At 42.7% G+C, this 16,300-nt stretch carries 16 protein-coding genes; 7 read left to right on the top strand and 9 right to left on the bottom strand.

Annotated features, from left to right (window positions below; all coding sequences use genetic code 11):
- Positions 1-10 precede the first annotated feature (10 nt).
- Both B1L02_RS04350 and B1L02_RS24260 read left to right on the top strand, forming a co-directional pair.
- Positions 11-814 (top strand): efflux RND transporter periplasmic adaptor subunit, encoded by an 804-nt coding sequence (locus B1L02_RS04350; protein ID WP_232003134.1) that lies wholly within the window; start codon positions 11-13, stop codon positions 812-814.
- Positions 760-1,083: a hypothetical protein gene (locus tag B1L02_RS24260; RefSeq protein WP_232003133.1), complete on the top strand. Its 324-nt coding sequence runs from the start codon at positions 760-762 to the stop codon at positions 1,081-1,083. Before B1L02_RS04350 ends, B1L02_RS24260 begins: the two co-directional genes overlap by 55 nt.
- A gap of 86 nt (positions 1,084-1,169) precedes the next feature.
- Here B1L02_RS24260 and B1L02_RS04345 read toward each other — a convergent pair whose 3' ends face one another.
- A complete protein-coding gene (locus B1L02_RS04345; RefSeq protein WP_223191924.1) occupies positions 1,170-2,837 on the bottom strand; it encodes a tetratricopeptide repeat protein in 1,668 nt (555 codons plus the stop codon).
- Complete coding sequence (locus tag B1L02_RS24255; protein WP_223191925.1) at positions 2,837-3,202, bottom strand: hypothetical protein; 366 nt, start codon at positions 3,200-3,202, stop codon at positions 2,837-2,839. The genes B1L02_RS04345 and B1L02_RS24255 overlap by 1 nt, the downstream gene beginning before the upstream one ends.
- Before the next feature lie 455 nt (positions 3,203-3,657).
- On the opposite strand from B1L02_RS24255, the gene B1L02_RS04340 reads away from it, so the two are divergent.
- The gene (locus B1L02_RS04340; RefSeq protein ID WP_088530066.1) at positions 3,658-4,413 is read left to right on the top strand and encodes a Nif3-like dinuclear metal center hexameric protein; all 756 of its coding nucleotides are present in this window, start codon (positions 3,658-3,660) and stop codon (positions 4,411-4,413) included.
- A gap of 31 nt (positions 4,414-4,444) precedes the next feature.
- The gene (locus tag B1L02_RS04335; RefSeq protein WP_088530065.1) at positions 4,445-5,248 is read left to right on the top strand and encodes a methyltransferase domain-containing protein; all 804 of its coding nucleotides are present in this window, start codon (positions 4,445-4,447) and stop codon (positions 5,246-5,248) included.
- Between the two features lie 12 nt (positions 5,249-5,260).
- Here the strand turns inward: B1L02_RS04335 and map are convergent, their stop codons facing one another.
- From map to B1L02_RS04310, 5 genes are all read right to left on the bottom strand, one after another.
- Positions 5,261-6,031 (bottom strand): type I methionyl aminopeptidase, encoded by a 771-nt coding sequence (map, locus tag B1L02_RS04330; RefSeq protein ID WP_088530064.1) that lies wholly within the window; start codon positions 6,029-6,031, stop codon positions 5,261-5,263.
- Between the two features lies 1 nt (position 6,032).
- On the bottom strand, positions 6,033-6,233 hold the full coding sequence (locus B1L02_RS04325) for a ParD-like family protein (protein WP_010375827.1): 201 nt from the start codon (positions 6,231-6,233) through the stop codon (positions 6,033-6,035).
- 166 nt (positions 6,234-6,399) lie between these two features.
- Positions 6,400-8,673 carry a TonB-dependent siderophore receptor gene (locus B1L02_RS04320; protein ID WP_088530063.1) on the bottom strand — a complete coding sequence of 758 codons (2,274 nt, stop codon included), beginning with the start codon at positions 8,671-8,673 and terminating at the stop codon, positions 6,400-6,402.
- 199 nt (positions 8,674-8,872) lie between these two features.
- Positions 8,873-9,247 carry a rhodanese-like domain-containing protein gene (locus tag B1L02_RS04315; protein WP_088530062.1) on the bottom strand — a complete coding sequence of 125 codons (375 nt, stop codon included), beginning with the start codon at positions 9,245-9,247 and terminating at the stop codon, positions 8,873-8,875.
- Positions 9,244-9,732 carry a hypothetical protein gene (locus B1L02_RS04310; RefSeq protein WP_088530061.1) on the bottom strand — a complete coding sequence of 163 codons (489 nt, stop codon included), beginning with the start codon at positions 9,730-9,732 and terminating at the stop codon, positions 9,244-9,246. The genes B1L02_RS04315 and B1L02_RS04310 overlap by 4 nt, the downstream gene beginning before the upstream one ends.
- Before the next feature lie 113 nt (positions 9,733-9,845).
- Between B1L02_RS04310 and B1L02_RS04305 the strand changes: the two genes are divergently transcribed.
- On the top strand, positions 9,846-10,364 hold the full coding sequence (locus B1L02_RS04305) for a hypothetical protein (RefSeq protein WP_088530060.1): 519 nt from the start codon (positions 9,846-9,848) through the stop codon (positions 10,362-10,364).
- A gap of 414 nt (positions 10,365-10,778) precedes the next feature.
- Positions 10,779-12,407 (top strand): methyl-accepting chemotaxis protein, encoded by a 1,629-nt coding sequence (locus B1L02_RS04300; protein ID WP_088530059.1) that lies wholly within the window; start codon positions 10,779-10,781, stop codon positions 12,405-12,407.
- Between the two features lie 122 nt (positions 12,408-12,529).
- On the opposite strand, the gene B1L02_RS04295 is transcribed toward B1L02_RS04300, so the two are convergent.
- Entirely contained in the window at positions 12,530-13,957 is a 1,428-nt protein-coding gene (locus tag B1L02_RS04295) for a serine hydrolase (RefSeq protein WP_088530058.1), read from the bottom strand.
- 138 nt (positions 13,958-14,095) lie between these two features.
- On the opposite strand from B1L02_RS04295, the gene B1L02_RS04290 reads away from it, so the two are divergent.
- Complete coding sequence (locus B1L02_RS04290; protein WP_088530057.1) at positions 14,096-15,613, top strand: winged helix-turn-helix domain-containing protein; 1,518 nt, start codon at positions 14,096-14,098, stop codon at positions 15,611-15,613.
- Positions 15,614-15,722: 109 nt separating this feature from the next.
- Here B1L02_RS04290 and B1L02_RS04285 read toward each other — a convergent pair whose 3' ends face one another.
- The gene (locus B1L02_RS04285; protein WP_088530056.1) at positions 15,723-16,265 is read right to left on the bottom strand and encodes a hypothetical protein; all 543 of its coding nucleotides are present in this window, start codon (positions 16,263-16,265) and stop codon (positions 15,723-15,725) included.
- Positions 16,266-16,300 lie beyond the last annotated feature (35 nt).

Raw genomic sequence — 16,300 nt, 5'->3', positions numbered from 1 at the left:
TGAGAACAGAATGAAAAATCCAATAAAACTGACACTTCAAGCCTTAGCGCTGTGTACAGCGATTAGTGCACCACAAGCCATCGCTGTCGTGCCGGTCACCGTCGCTGAAGTCACAAAAGCCCCTCTCACGAGCGAAATTGAAGTTAGCGGCACACTGTATGGAAAAGATGACGTGACGCTGACCGCTGGGGTTAGCGGCCGTTTGTTGTACGTAGCAGAGCCAGGCACTAGCGTCGTAAAAGACGAAATCTTAGTACGTATGGATACGCTCCCACTGGAACTCGAGAAGGCCCGCCAAGCCGAATTATTAAATCGAGCCAAGATCAATTTACGCTTATACCAACAAGAATTGACTCGATTGAAAAAGCTCGCAAAAACCAGTAGTGCGGCAGAAAGCCAAGTCGATGAGATGCAAAATAAACATGATTTAGCCCTTTCAGATATCGCCTTAGCAGAGGTCGAGCTTAAGGTTATTGACGATAAATTGTCTCGCGCAACGGTACGCGCACCATTTGATGGCGTTATCAGTGAACGTTTTAAACGCGCAGGGCGAGAAATCAACCGCGCCGATGAACTGCTCACCATATTAGATATTCATCACCTTGAAGTTCGCTTATATGTGCCTGTTAAATACTTAAAGTTTCTGCAAAAAGGCATCGAACTGCCAATCCGCTCTGGTGACTTATCACAGCCAGATAATACGTCAGCGAAAGTCACAGCGGTGATCCCTCAACCGATCCGCGCTCACAAACCGTTGAAGTGCGTGCGACACTCGCAGCAGAACAAACCCATACGTGGGCGATTGGTCAATTAGTTGATGTGGCTGTGCCGCTCACTAGCGAACACCCCGTATTGCAGGTTGACCGCGATGCCCTGATATTACGCAAGCAAGGCACCCACATCGTCAAAATAGATAAGCAAAATAAAGCTGAACAAATTCCAGTCACCGTAGGTAGTGGCAAAGGCCAATGGATTGAAATTACTCCCCGCGCAAGCGATACCTTACATGCCGGCGATAGAGTCGCTATTCGTGGCGCAGAGCGCCTGCAAACAGGCCAAGACGTCGAGGTGACCAACCCTTAATAGCAAACCAGTTACTAGCCCAATGAGCTCACTCATGGACGAGCAGCTCATTTTTAAAAGCATCACAGCTCCCGAAAGTAGTTGAATTAATTATCCACAGCTTTACGCCTGCCATTTTTAAGCTGTTTAGGTAAGGTCAGTAAAAACTCGACGCCTTCATCGTTAGAATACGCCTTAATAGTGCCTTGAAGAACGTGGACAACGCTATTAAATACGATAGTTAAGCCAAGACCCAATTGCGCCGCTAAGTTGGTACTAAAAAAAGGATTAAATACTTGCTCAGTATTATGATCAGGTAAGCCTCTGCCGTTATCTTTATAACTCAGCTGCCATGCATCATCATATTCATTCACACGGATGGAGATAAGAGATTGGTCTTCTAAATGGTTGTCGATAAAACCATGTTGCACTGAATTGTGCATAAACTCCTTCAATACCTCAAGCAAAATATTAGGGTAGGTTTGAATCTCAAGCCTATCGTTATCCAACCTTAACTTCGCTTTTGGTGCTGTACAGATCAGCATTTCACGAATGTGCAAATTTAAAAAGTCAGAGACCTCAATTGTTTTAAGCTCTGCACTACCAATTGAGGTATTTATCGCTTTAAAGCGCTCGACAGTGGCATTAAGACGAAGAGCACTGCGCTCAACAATATCTGAGGCGACTAAAGCATCTCCGATGAAATGGCTAAGCTGACTTGGCGATAAAGTTTTCTGCTCAAATTTATTTTGAATGTCATGAAGTGATCCATTCAGGGAAGAGTTTGCGGTGATCACCAGACCAATAGGTGTATTAAGATGATGCGCCATTCCCGAAACCAACCCTGCAAGTGACGACATTTTTTCTGCTTCAACTAGTTTTTCTTGGGTACTGGTCAACTCTTGTAGTGTAGTGTTTAGTTTGCTATTACGACGCCGAATAATCTGAATAACAACGATGGTCGATACGGCATAAATCAGCATAAACACGATGATACTCAGGAGCCATTTTTGTTGTGCGTTTGCCTCTGCTGATTGAACTGCTTGTATACGTTTAAGCGACTCAATTTCTAACTCTTTTTCGACCATTTCAAGCTCATAAGAAGCTCGAGATAAGGAAATGTTACGCTGCTGCGCATAGATTTCACGATCAACTAGACTTAATTCTTGCGTAAAGATCAGTGCTTGTTTGCTATCACCTTCTAACTCAGAGATTTTCGCAAGCACGGACAAGGCATTCGCCTGAGTACTCTTAGCACCGGTTTGCCTAGTAGAATCGAGCACCTCTTCTGCGAGCTTTTTAGCTTCTGTGATATCTCCTTGCTTGATATCCAACGAAATTAAGTCGAGCTTAACGGCATTCACTTCATTGGTGGTGCCGAGTCGCTGAAAAGTCGTGATGGCTTTTCTAAAATACTCAGAAGCAGCACTCAATTGGCCTCTAGCGAGTGCTATTTTCCCTCGATAATGTGACGAATATGATAGATGATAATCAGACTTGCTATTCTTTTGAATTTGTTGCGCTTTATCTAAAAACTCCTCTGCTTTATCAAGTTCATTTTTAGCGATATACACTTTACCAATGTTGTTGTACAGCAGTGATAGTGACAACGCATCTTGGTTTGAATTCAGAAATTGCAAATAATCTGTGTAATAATTCAATGCCATATCATATTGGCCAAGCTGATAATAAACGTCAGCAATATTGCTTTTCGTTTGAAATACCATTTCCTCGCTTCTTTGCTCCGCGATAAGCAGGGCGTCTTTGTACTGCACTAAGGCAAGCTCATATAATCCCAGCTTAGAATAAATCCCCCTGATAAATTGTAATAAGCATAAATCAGCGACTTATCCTGAGCGCCACTGATCAGGCGTTTGATTTCATTCGTTGTGCGCATCGCTGTCGAAAATTGATTTAACTCCATTTGAAACCAAGCTTTGTAATTCAAGATTGCGATTTCCTGATCTACGCTCAAACGGTTGGTGTCAAGGGCTTGCTCAGTGAGTTGAAGGGCAATTTTAGGATCGACTGTGTATTGCTCCCTAATTTGCAGCCGAAGAGATTCAAAATCTTCGATACTCAGCTCTGCCTGAACAGTAAACGAATACAAAAGCAGCAAGCACACTGCAAACTTAAACATAATTTCACCTTTACTAAGAATAAGGTATTATTAATCACATTAATTTGTTTTCATTTCGAATAAAAGAACAATCAGCTCCGATCTGTTTGTCTTTATTTATTCATACAAGACTAGGGCCTGTTGACCTTTGCTGTTTGATTTTTGTTCTTCTGAGTGTGTTTTGGTCGCGACGCTCGACTTGCCGCCTAGTGATCTAGGCAAAAGTTGAGCAACAATGAACAAAGCGCACTCAGGTGAACCCAAAGGGCAGCGCTTGATTGGCATTTCTACTGTGTTATCGCCTGACTCACATAGAACAACTATGCTACGCAGGCTCTGCCTTGTATAAATACCAATCAAACTGCTGCAAAAACAAACTTGAAAGATAAACAGGCCCTAGTTTATTTTTGCAATCTTCCTTTTTGATCCACTGCTAAACCAGTTAAACTAGCGCTATCTATGAGTTAGGGGGTGTTATGAAACGAACCAAGTTAGTGAATCAGTTAACGGAATTACTTAAGCCATTTCAAATTAACGATTACTGTCCAAATGGTCTGCAAGTAGAAGGCAAAGACGAAATTCAAAAAATCGTCACGGGTGTTACCGCAAGCCAAGCTTTGATTGATGCCGCTATCGAGCGTGATGCTGATACCATTTTGGTCCACCACGGCTATTTTTGGAAAGGGGAAGAGCAGTGTGTCACCGGCATGAAAAAGCGTCGTCTACAAGCGCTACTTGCCCATGATATCAACTTAATAGCTTACCATCTTCCACTCGATGTTCATCCTGAACTCGGGAATAACGCACAACTCGGTAAGTTGCTTGGGCTTGAATATGAAAGACCCCTTGAGCCTTGGAACAAAAATAGCGTAGCGGTAAAAGGTAAATTGACGACGCCAATGACTGCTGTTGATTTTGCCGCTTTAGTTGAAGAGAAACTCGGTCGAAAGCCACTCTTAAATGTTGCTGGCGATCACCCAATCAGCACCATCGCTTGGTGTACAGGTGGTGGGCAGAGCTTTATCGACCTCGCGGCAAGCCAAGGCGTTGATGCCTACCTAACGGGCGAAGCGTCAGAGCAAACCATTCACTCATCTAACGAACAACAGATCCACTTTATCGCGGCAGGACATCATGCCACAGAGCGTTACGGCGCGAAGGCACTTGGCGAATATTTGGCAGCGCAGTATGGTTTGGATGTTGAATTTATTGATATCGACAACCCGGTTTAATACCACTTTGCTCAATTAAGTGATCTCGCATATGGCTAGAAATAAGCAGCAACAAAAACCGGCACCGACAGATAAAAACTTTGCTGAACTAACGCACAAGTTTAAAAATAATATCTATGGCACCAATAAAGGCAAAATCAGAGAAGCTGTGCTTAAGCGCGACTTAAGCGCACAAGTTGACTGGTTAACGCAATCAAGTGGCAAACACATATTAGATGTTGGCGGCGGACAAGGGCAATTAGCGCTCTATTTAGCATCGCTTGGCCACCATGTCACTGTGATTGATATTTCAGAAGAGATGCTTGAACTTGCCAAAACGCGCGCGAATGAAGCAGGGCTAAATGACCTACTTCATTTTATCCACGCGCCCCTGCAAGCGCTAGATACGCTGAACTTAGGACAATTCGACTTAGTATTGTGCCATGCGGTGCTTGAATGGCTGGTTGAGCAACAAAGTGCGCTTATGCTGCTAAAGTCGCAGCTAAGCGAAACAGGCTTGCTTTCGCTAATGTATTTCAACCATGAGGCGCATCTGATGGCCAATATGGTGTACGGTAACTTTGACTATGTGCAAAAAGGCCTTAAGGTAAAGCAAAAAGTCGGTCTCAGTCCCAATAAACCAATTAGCCAAACTGATATGGCAACTTGGCTGGGTGAGGCAAAACTCAGCGTTATGCAAAAAACCGGTGTTCGCTGCTTTCATGACTACTTAAGGGAGTTGAGTAAGGCGGATGAAGATTTTGATGCTTTGCTCGCCTTAGAGCTTAAATACAATCGCCAAGAGCCCTATGCGTCTCTAGGTCGTTATACCCACTTGATGTTAAAAAAAGCGTAAGTAAAGCGGTGCTCACGCTTCTTCCGCTCGTAGGGTTAACACTTCAACGCCGTCATCTGTTACCAGCACAGTATGCTCCCACTGCGCCGATAGCTTTTTATCTCGGGTTACTACAGTCCACCCATCTTTTTTGGTTTTAATTTTTGCGCTTCCCTGATTGATCATCGGCTCAATGGTAAAGGTCATCCCCGGCTTTAACGTCATCCCGGTATTTGCTTTGCCATAGTGCAATACGTTTGGCGCTTCATGCATTTCTCTACCGATCCCATGACCACAATACTCGCGTACCACACTGTAACCGGCTTTTTCAGCCACTTGCTGTACAGCCGCGCCGATATCCCCAAGTTTTGCTCCAGGTTTAACCATTTTTATCCCAGCCCACATCGCTTGATAAGTCGTTGCCACTAACTTTTTGGCTGGGAGTAATGCTTCAGGCATCACGTACATTTTGCTGGAGTCGCTGATAAAGCCATTTTTCTCCAGCGTAATATCGATATTTACAATATCTGAAGACTTTAAGATTTGTGATTTACTCGGCACACCATGGCACACGACCTCGTTTACAGAGCTATTAAGAACGAACTGATAACCATATTGACCAAGGCTGGCAGGACGCGCTCTAAGCTCACCAACAATAAAGTTGTGCACTTTGTCATTAATCTCTAGCGTAGAAATTCCGGGTTCAATCCAACTATCAATGTAGTCAAACACCAGAGTAAGTAATCGCCCACTTTCGCGCATCAATTGGATCTCATCAGCGGTTTTGAAGGTAACCTCTTGCATCTCAATTTCCTTTTGGCTGTTGTGACTTCACTCGCGACATCTCTGCCGTAATGATCTCTGTAAACGTGAGCGTTGGATTGCGCTCGGCAAGTCGCCCAATTTTAATCCAGAACTCAGCCTGTGAATTGATTGAGCGCGACATCACAGTGCTCGCTTCACGGATCTCATCGTGTAGTTCATCTGAAATTTTTACGATACCCATTTATATAAACCATATACATATCATATATACTTTATATAATAACTAAGTTGCGGAACAATGCAAAATCTAATGCCAATTTGCTTATTATTTTGAAGCAAAAAAATGCACCGCATCGGCGGTGCATTCTGTATTTAAAGCTTACGTCACCCAAGCTTAGGTTGACTCACTAAAAGCGATAACGCATCCCTAATTGCCAATTGAACGGTTCGCCGTGCATTACATAGCCGTCCCAAGATGAAATACTGTTGTAGTAACTTTCATCTAGTAGATTGTTGAAGTTAAGCGACACACTAAGTTGTTCACTCACTTCATATCTTGCCATTAAATTAAGTAACGCACCGGAAGATTGTGTGATCTTGTACGCCTCGCTACCGCCGCCTGGCAATGGCCTTTGTGGTATTGCATAAAAGCTACCTTGCCAATTAATTCCAAGCCCCGCTGTAAAGCCGTCAACAAACTCGCTAAAGTCATAGGTGGTATACAGGTTTATCAGCTCTTTGGGCTGATCCGTTAACAGCTCTTTGCCATCTTTTGATTCAGTTTTGTGTTTTGAAAGCCCTAAGCTGATATTCCACTGTTCATTGATAGAGCCCGTAAACTCAACTTCAAAGCCTTCTGTCGTATCGCCTTCACCGCGCTGAATATATGGCCTATTGCCCTGCGGAGTTAGATAGCTGTCTGGGTAGTTTGGATCGGCAATCGCAAGTCCATTTTCAACATTGCGATACACCGCCGCCGTAAAGTTCAAGGTGTCATCAAGTAACTCACCTTTTACCCCTAGCTCATAGCTTTCGCCCGTGCTTGGGTCGAGCATTTTATCATTGATATCAAAATAGGCTTGCGGATGAAATGCTTCTGTGTAGCTTGCGTAAACACTATATTGTTCATTAATATCAACCACGACTCCGGCATAAGGCGTGACTTCTGTATCCACCTTTTCATGATAGCGGTTACGAAGAAACTTACCGTTATTAGGATCATATAGGTCAATATCGTACTCCCAATTGGTGAGCCTAGCGCCAACAATAAGCTTGACATCATCATGCGGGTTAACACGCACGGCCACAAATCCACCATTCGAGTCTGTTACCGTCAAACTATCACGACCTAAATCTTTAAACGGATAGCGCGGCACATCACCAGTCCAATCATGAAAATTTAATCCTTCTAATGAAATCGTGGTTTGGTCGGCTTCATTGCCAAATGACGTACGCTCTCGCTTGAATTGGTTGTAGCTGAAAATAACATCGTGCGTACGACCAAATAGCTCTACCGGGCCTTGCAGTGACAAGTCTATTGTCTTTTGCTCATCTTCGGAGCTACTTATTACAGCACTGTAACCGAATCCATTATCGTTGCTGCCATCAGGGTTGATAGGCCCATCAGGATAGACGAAAAACAACTGCCCCCCTTGCATCTCAATGGTATTGTAAGTCGCGATGGCATGGAGTTGCCAATCGTTTTCAAACGCGTGATCAAGCCCAACAAAATAGGTGTATTCTTCGATTGGCCAACTACTCCATTTTGCCGTCATCCCGGTGTCACCACGGCGTCCCTGATAGCGACTACCATCTGCATAAAAGTAAGGTTGAGAGTGGCTATTTATCGCCCCTTTTGAAGCGGTATCAGCATATTCCACACCGAGTCGTAACAAGGTGTAATCGGTCAGATCAGCTTCAACGGTAGAATATATGGACGTCTTCTCTTGGCTATAACGCTCAATGTAAGAATCTCTTTCATAATGTGCAGCAACAAAGCGGCCACGAATACTACCCTCTTGGTTTAACCCGCTCGCCACATCCACCTCTGCGCGGTAATTATTCCAACTACCAGCCGAAACCGCCACACTGCCCTTAAACTCATCGCTAGTTGCACGTTTTCTTACTAAGTTTACGGTCGCAGTTGGGTCACCAACGCCAGTTAATAGACCATTTGCACCACGTACAATCTCCACGCGCTCATAAGCAACTGCATCCCCGTTTACATTCGGTCTTCGGCCACCAGGGAACTGTTGCACACCGTCGATTTGAATCAAATTGACATCACCACCACGTACAGAAAAACGTGTCCTATCGAGACTGGCTCCACGCTTTGCATAGAAGCCCGTTGCATGTTCCAAGATCTCATCAATGTTAACCGTTTGCCAATCTTGCATCATTTGATTAGTGATAACGGTCACCGCTTGAGGCGTTTCACGCTGTGATAAAATCATTTTTAATGCCGCTTTGTTTGCTGATTCTGTGTAATTTTTTACACTCGTGCCCGTCACATAAATATGCTCAAGCTCTTGAGCCCTGCCATCACCCGCGGCATCAGCAGCTAGCATATCATCAGCAACTTCAGCGGCGTGTGCATTGCCATGTAGTGAGAACAGCACAAAAGTGGCGCAAAGAGAGAGTGTTAAAGAATGGTTTATTGTACGTGGAGATGAAGAGCGCATCGTTTTTCCCTAAATTAACTTCATTTTGAAAACGATAGTGATTATCATTTATATTAACACTTGTTTCAAGTCCCTATTTTAGTTATATGTAGTTGTTTTAAGTGCTATTCAAATGTACCAGCGACCAAACCCTATTGAGCTTTGCCATTTACCTTTTGTTTTTACCCTCTGCTATTTACTCAAAAAAGTAGGGAGCCCCCTACTTTTTCACCACAGGTAAAGACTCCGCCAGCCACTTATTCATATCACCTTCTAGGTGTTTTAAGGTGTAACCTTTTGGCGCTAGTGCCTCAATAAAGATGCCAGCCCTACGCCCTGAGCGGCAGTACACAACGAGCGGCTTGTCAGTCAGTTTAGCAAGCGCTTCCTGATGTGTTTCAATCTCATTAAAAGGAATGTTTATTGCCCCTTTTATATGCCCCGCCGCAAACTCTTCGGGGCTGCGTACGTCCACTATGGTATAAGCGTCTGCAGACATTTGATTTACCATCAGCGCTTGCTGTGTTATCGTTTCCGATTGGGCATAACAAATACCGCTAACAAACCACATAAAGCCAATAATCAGTTTTCTCATTTTTCAGTCTCCTTTTTGTATAATCCATCAAATACTGTTTGCCACTCATCAGCCCCTTGCTTACTCTGCCAAAGCTGACGTAACGTACCATCTGGATTCGCAGTCCATGTTATCTTATCCGTCACCTTAATACCTGCTGCATTTTTCCTATCCCCTTGTAATACCATTTTCCCTTCATGAAACTCACCATCCAACTGTAACAACAGCTCACTATTATCCACCCAAGTTTGATGCCAACGACGAGTGGGTGCATCATAAATAGTTATACTCTCACCACGATACCCAAGTTCAGTGGTATAACTTTCTTTAATGACACAACCATCATACTCTCGTGTAATGCGATTACGTCCAGACTCAAGACCTCCTACGCTCGTTACCGACCAATCACCAAGCCAAAAATCAAACTGTCTAAATACTTCATCTTCACATTTAGCTAAGCTATTGCAGCTAAAAAACAAAATACAAATAACCAACCATATCTTCATTTGACTGACTCCTTATAGCCCCCCTTGTTAGCCTAGCGGGGATTAACCAAACAGCTAAAGAAATCGGGAAATACTCCGATACAGTTAGAAATAGAGATAACAAGGATAACGTTATGGAAATTCAAATGAAGCCACATCACTTGACCGACGCACTAAACGCAAACAGCGAAACATCTACTGCCACGAGTAATTCCACAGAAGAAACGGAAGAAAAACCTGCAAGTGAAGCCATATTGACTGAGTTTATGGACAAAAAGGCAAATAAATACAAAGATAACAACCCCAATTTTAAGCAACAATATGAAATGCTAGAACAGTCGGAAGCTCTAATGAAAGAGCAAATTCGGCATTTACAACAGCTGATTAGTGAGTTAAACAAAACACCTCTGCAGCGAGCCATAAAAGTATCCACAGTAAGTGATATTGATGTCCCAACGACACAAGAAGACACCCTGAGATACGAACATACCGGCGCAAAACAGTACCGCAATAATGAAACAGAAAAAGAAATCGAGATTTTAACCCAACAACTTGATGAACTTAAATCACAGCATGCTGATATAAAGCAACAGATGATCCAAATGGTACTTGATGAAATGACTAGGCAACGAGATAAAAGGTATGAAGTCTAAATAGTCCTAGCGCGTCTATAACTTTATAACGAATTAACTAAATCAATATTATGCAAATTTCTACAACTAAAATTTAGGTGAATTTTAATTCACCTAGGCTCCATATCCCAAGTTCGTCGTTCAAAGCTATCTATAAATCTCCATAACATAAAGATTTTAAACAAAAAACCAGGTGGTATGGCAAAGTTAAAAACCGGACATTTTTTAGAAAATAAAACCACAAAAAGAGGATAAAAAACCACACTACCTTTCAGAGAAAAAATCACAAATATAAAACACAAAATATAATCAACAAATAATACAAACTGCAAACATTGGCAAAAAATATTTAATTATTAATATCACCTGCTTTTCAAATACAATACCGCCCCTTTAAATATCAATCATCATCCATGGATTCATTGAGCTTCAATAATGCAGTTAAAAAAACTATCTATTTCTAACCAAATAACGTTAAGTTTCACCTTACTCTTTGTCATTTTCATTGGAGTTGGCTTGATGAGCTACCAAGGAATGAAAGAAGTAAACGCCAATCTGAACGACATCGTCAGAACCAGCATTCCATCGATGGAAACCATTAAAGACATTAAAATTGACTTAACAACGATACGTAAAGATGAGTTTAGTACTGCGTTAAACCCTGAAGACTCAGAGGTACAAAACTGGTTAGCTATTTTAAGAGATCTGAAAAAGTCATTAAATGACAAAATAGTCGCGTATCAGGCATTACCGGTCAGCAAAGAAGAAAAGGCATTGTTCAATGCTTTTATTACCGCTTGGCAGCGATACGTCAATGCGACTTACCATTATGAAAACCTGATCCTAAGCGGCAATGCAAAAGAAGCGAATCGGATCATTTTGGATAGCTATCCACTGTTTGCCGACGCGATGTCTGAGCTTAGTGAGCTGGAAGCGTTAAATGATAGTAGTGTTGAAAAATCGGAACGCTCGGCTATATCAGCAGTGAATAGCACCCTATTTACTTTAGCGATTTCTGGATTACTCGTTGTAATAACCATAGTCATTATTTGTATGCTGTTGAGTAAAGCGATTAAGACACCACTTGCTTTATCGGTGGATCTTGCGAGTAAAATCGCCCGTGGTGAGCTAAATCACGCGATTATACTTGAAGATACAGGTAAGAACGAACTCGGTTTATTGACCCAATCTTTAGAAAAAATGCGTTCACAGTTACACGCCTTAATCACCATGATCAATGACTCTGCCATTCAATTAACTGCAGCAGTAGAAGAAGTAAATGCCATTTCTTATCAAAATGCCCAAGGTATGAATGTACAACAAAATGAGCTGCAATCCGTCGCATCCGCGATGACACAAATGCAAGCGGCAATTAGTGAAGTGGCTAAAAGTACAGAAATGGGCGCTGAGTCAGCAAATCAGGCAAGTGAAAAAGCCAGAGAAGGCAGCGACGCACTTAAATCAAATATTAATCATATTTCAGACGTTGCACAAACAGTCACAGCTGCAGGTGAGCTTGCCAATAATCTCGAGAAAAACTCACACAACATTAATGTCGTTGTTGACGTAATTAGAGAAATCGCGGAGCAAACGAATCTATTGGCATTAAATGCCGCAATTGAAGCCGCTCGAGCAGGTGCGCAAGGCCGTGGTTTTGCCGTTGTTGCGGATGAAGTTCGCTCACTGGCCCAGCGCACCCAAGATTCAACCACGCAAATTGTTGAAATCGTCAACGACCTACAAACCAAGTCGAAGGAAACCGGCGTGGCAACCAAGAGCTGTGAACAAGGTATTGCACTTTGTGTTGAGCAATCAGAAGTCGCTGGCAATATGATCCATCAAATTGAATCTCAAATTGATAGCATCGCCGCAATGAGTACACAGATCGCGTCAGCTTGTCATCAGCAATCTGTGGTTTCAGAGGAGCTGAACAAAAATATCGAGACTATCAATTACTCGGCCGTTGAAATGACCGAAGGTGCCAACCAAACCGCGACGGCGTGTAATGAAATGAGTAAACTTGCCCACGACTTAAAATCACAAGTCGACAAGTTTACGCTCTAAGATAACCCGACGAAACTAATAGCGCTTAGGCTTAGGTAACGGCTAGGCGCTATATAATTAACGCACGCTAACATCAGAAAACTATGCTCGGTAACAGACATAGCACAAGTTGATTGCAGCGCTCACTTCAAGGTTGATTCTACAAACCTCTTAGCCGCCTCATGGTTACTATCTAATTGCAATAACTGCCGATAAGTAACACGTGCATTGGTTTTATCTCCTTTAACAAGATACGCCTCGGCAAGACTATCATAGGTATTCACGCTTTTTGGGTGTGCCGTAACATTCAATTTGAAAAATTCAATTGCGGCGTCGTAATAACCGACTTCCAATAATTGATACCCAAAGCGATTTAGTTGGCGCTCACTCAGCCCCTTCCCTTCGCGAACCTGTTGCTGATAATTCTTAATCGCAACTTCAACGCCGTCAGATAAAATTGTTGTAAAAAGCAGCCGATATGGGCTTAACTTGGGCGCTGCTACAGCCCTACCCGCAAGGATTTCGAGTATGCCATCAACCATCTGTGTCAATGGTGCGCCACCTGTATTATCCAGTAAAATAATAACCGTTTTGTCCTCCAATACTCTTGCAATCTTAGCCCCAAACCCTGGGATTCCACCAGCATGGTGAACCAGTGTTTTAATTTGACTGGCATCTCCTTTGTCGGTGACTTCCCAGCCAAACCCGTAATTTCTATGTTTAGAGGGGGTAAATAACAATCTCTTGGTCTCAGGCGTTAATAGTTTATCTGTGTATAATGCACGGTCCCACTTATACATATCTTGCACCGTTGAATACATTGCCCCAGCGGAAAAAGGCACTGTCATGTCAATAAAATCGGCATGTTTGAACCCCTTCAACGTGGTATCGTAACCATTCGCTAGGCCTTTAATTACCTGCTTATGATCGGCAAATCCAGTTCCTTTCATATCTAGCGGTACTAATATCTGCTTTTCAAGTAGTTGCCAGTAACTTTTTCCACTCACAAGCTCAAGGATACGTCCAAGTATAGTGTAACCGGCATTGCTGTAACGAAACGCAGAGCCCGGCTCAAACAACAAGTCTCCTGAGCAGAAATGGTCGATAAACTCATCGCGGTTATAAGGGTTGTGACTTTGCACTTGGCGAAATTCAGGGTATCTAAACACATCAGGTAGGCCTGACGTGTGATTAAGTAATTGCCTTATGGTAATTTGGTCTCCCGTATCCTTTCGGTATGTGGGTAAATAGCTGGAAATGTTAGCATCAAGCTCAATCTTTCCTTTCTCAATCTGTTGTAATACCAAAAGTGCCGTAAACTGCTTGGTCACTGATGCTAGCTTATATTTAGTGTTGGGTTGATTGGCTATTTGCCACTCTACATTGGCAAGTCCATAACCTTGTTGCAGTAACACCTCAGATCCTCGAGCAACCAAAGCGGCACCATCAAACTCTTTAATTTGGTGATACTGCGCGATATAGTCCTCTAGTTGTTTTTGCAGTTGAGTCGCTGCTTGAGTCGGTATGGAGAAAAAACACAAAAATAACAGTAAATGGGGTAATGCTTTCATGTAAATCCTTGTTTATTGTTATGACGAGCCTTACTCTACGTATTTAATGTTGGCTTGCCAGTGTGCTTTGGTGACATTGCGTGACAGAACAATTAAAAGCATTTAAATCAATAAAATAACAAATACGGGATTGATGACTTGCAGTATCAGTTGAACCAAAAATGGGACTTTGATGTATCTACTCGCACCATCAGTCATCGCGATATATCTCATGTACTGACACCGCTCGCGCATAGATTGTTGCTGAACCTGATTGAACATGCACCTCACCTTGTGAGCCACCAGCAATTAGAACAACAAGTTTGGCTTGGTCGAGTCGTGACTCATGATGCGATTAAAAAACAAATAGCAAGGCTACGAAAGCTCCTTGAAGATGATGCCAATAAACCAGAGTATATCGTGTCTGAACGCAGCTTCGGATACCGCTTTAGCGCAACCGTTAATAAGATAAATCATGAACCGCAAGCGCTAGCAGTAAAGCGATTTACCACTCTAGTCTGCGGAAGTATCGGCCTAGCTCTGGCGTGTATAATCGGTATATATCACTCCCCTTTTACCTCACCATTTTCTTCAACAAGCTCGGATACAACATTGAGCATCGCCCAGCAACACTTTACCCAACAAACCTTAGAAGATAATTTACGGGCAATAGCGCTGTATCAGCAAAGCATCACTACATCACAAGATGTAGATGAAAGTTATAAGGGATTGAGTCGAGCATTATTGAACGACTATAACTTATATAATCAGGTTGCAGACGCACTGACGAAAAGCCGGAACAATACAGAAAAGGCGCTGAACTTAACACCCGATAGTCCATCGGCAAAACTACTTTTGGCTCAAGTCCATACTCTTCAAGGGCGTTACCAACAAGCGCAAGAGATTCTAAATGACACCATAGCAAATACGCCTAATTGGCCTTTGTTAAAGTCACATCTGGCCGAGACCTATCTCTTGCAAGGCAATACCATTGATGCATACCCACTAGCACGCCAAGCTTATGAGGCTTCTCCCACCGAGCCCAAGGTAGTTGCTAGCTACCTCCACTGCCTGCGCAAAATGTATATGGCCAACTGGTTTAGCAAGGTACTTGTCAACGCCAGCCCTGAAGTAAAGGGATCTCCTTGGCTACAACTAGAACACGTGCAGTTTTTGCAGCAACAAACACAGCATAAAAAAGCCATCCAACACCTTAACTTATTAGCCAAAATCGCACCAAATGCTCAGACATTAAACTGGTTCACAGCCCTTTCTTATCTAAGTAACAATCATCATGATAAAGCGACCGATGTCTTAGCGCTAACTGTTGAAAAGCACGGTAAATATACATTATTCAGTCAATTATACTTGTCACTCCTCACTGCTAAGCATCAATCAATAAGTAAATATAGCAATGATATTGCCAACCAGATAAAGGCCGGCAACCATGACCCTGAATTGGTATTTAGCCTCGGCCTCATAAGCCTTTACCATCAGCAAAATGACAAGGCTAAGGACTATTTCAAACAGGCTATTCAACAGGGATTTAGTGACGAGTTTAGGTTTAAAGCATTACCCTTCAACATTACGGCAGATCAAGCTCATTTTTTAGATAGCATTGTTGAGCAGCTTACTCTGACTAACTTAAAGAAAAGAATAAAGCGCACACCAAAGTAGCTACTGTACGCAACAAAAAGATAGGGGGTTTACCATCTGGCGTTACACTCGCTGACGCCTTTCGAGCACGTAAATTACTCTCAATCCCTTTATGATATTCATCTGATCTCTACCGTTTTCCCTTACGTTTAAGCTCTTCCAACCTTTCTCGCTCCACCAAAATCATCTTTAACATCTGAATGCGAAGCTCCGCTTCTTGTTGTTTGAATTCAGAGAGTTGTTCCTCAAGTACTTCCACTTCATCCACTTTTGTTTGATCGCGGTACTTTTTACTGCCTACATGTTCGATTAAAGCTTGCTGCTCATCATTAGTCGCGTCTGGGTGCTGTTCGACTTTTAAAAAGCGCTGCTCTTGGGATTGCATCAGCTTATTAATTCTTTCTTGGAGTTTACGAATTTGCGCTTGAATAAGGTCCATTGCCTTTTCTAAGTTTTCATAATCCTCTTTAAATACAGGGTTATCTTCCTTATAACCTGCGGCTTCATCATCGAGCTCTTTGGAGAGCATCGCGGGTACTTCTTGCTTTTCCTCCACATCGCTTTGGGATTGCAATTCTAACTGGTTGGAAGCAACTTGAGCCGAGCCTTGTGATTTCAACTCAGCCTGTTGCTTTAACAGTGATAAACCACCTTGATGTATTTGAATATCCATTTTCACTCCTTGGGATAGACACTAATTGTTATACA

Source organism: Pseudoalteromonas piscicida, assembly GCF_002208135.1.
GTDB lineage: Bacteria > Pseudomonadota > Gammaproteobacteria > Enterobacterales > Alteromonadaceae > Pseudoalteromonas > Pseudoalteromonas piscicida_A.
The sequence above is the reverse complement of the archived record's forward strand: the minus strand, read 5'-3'. Positions and strand labels throughout refer to the sequence as shown.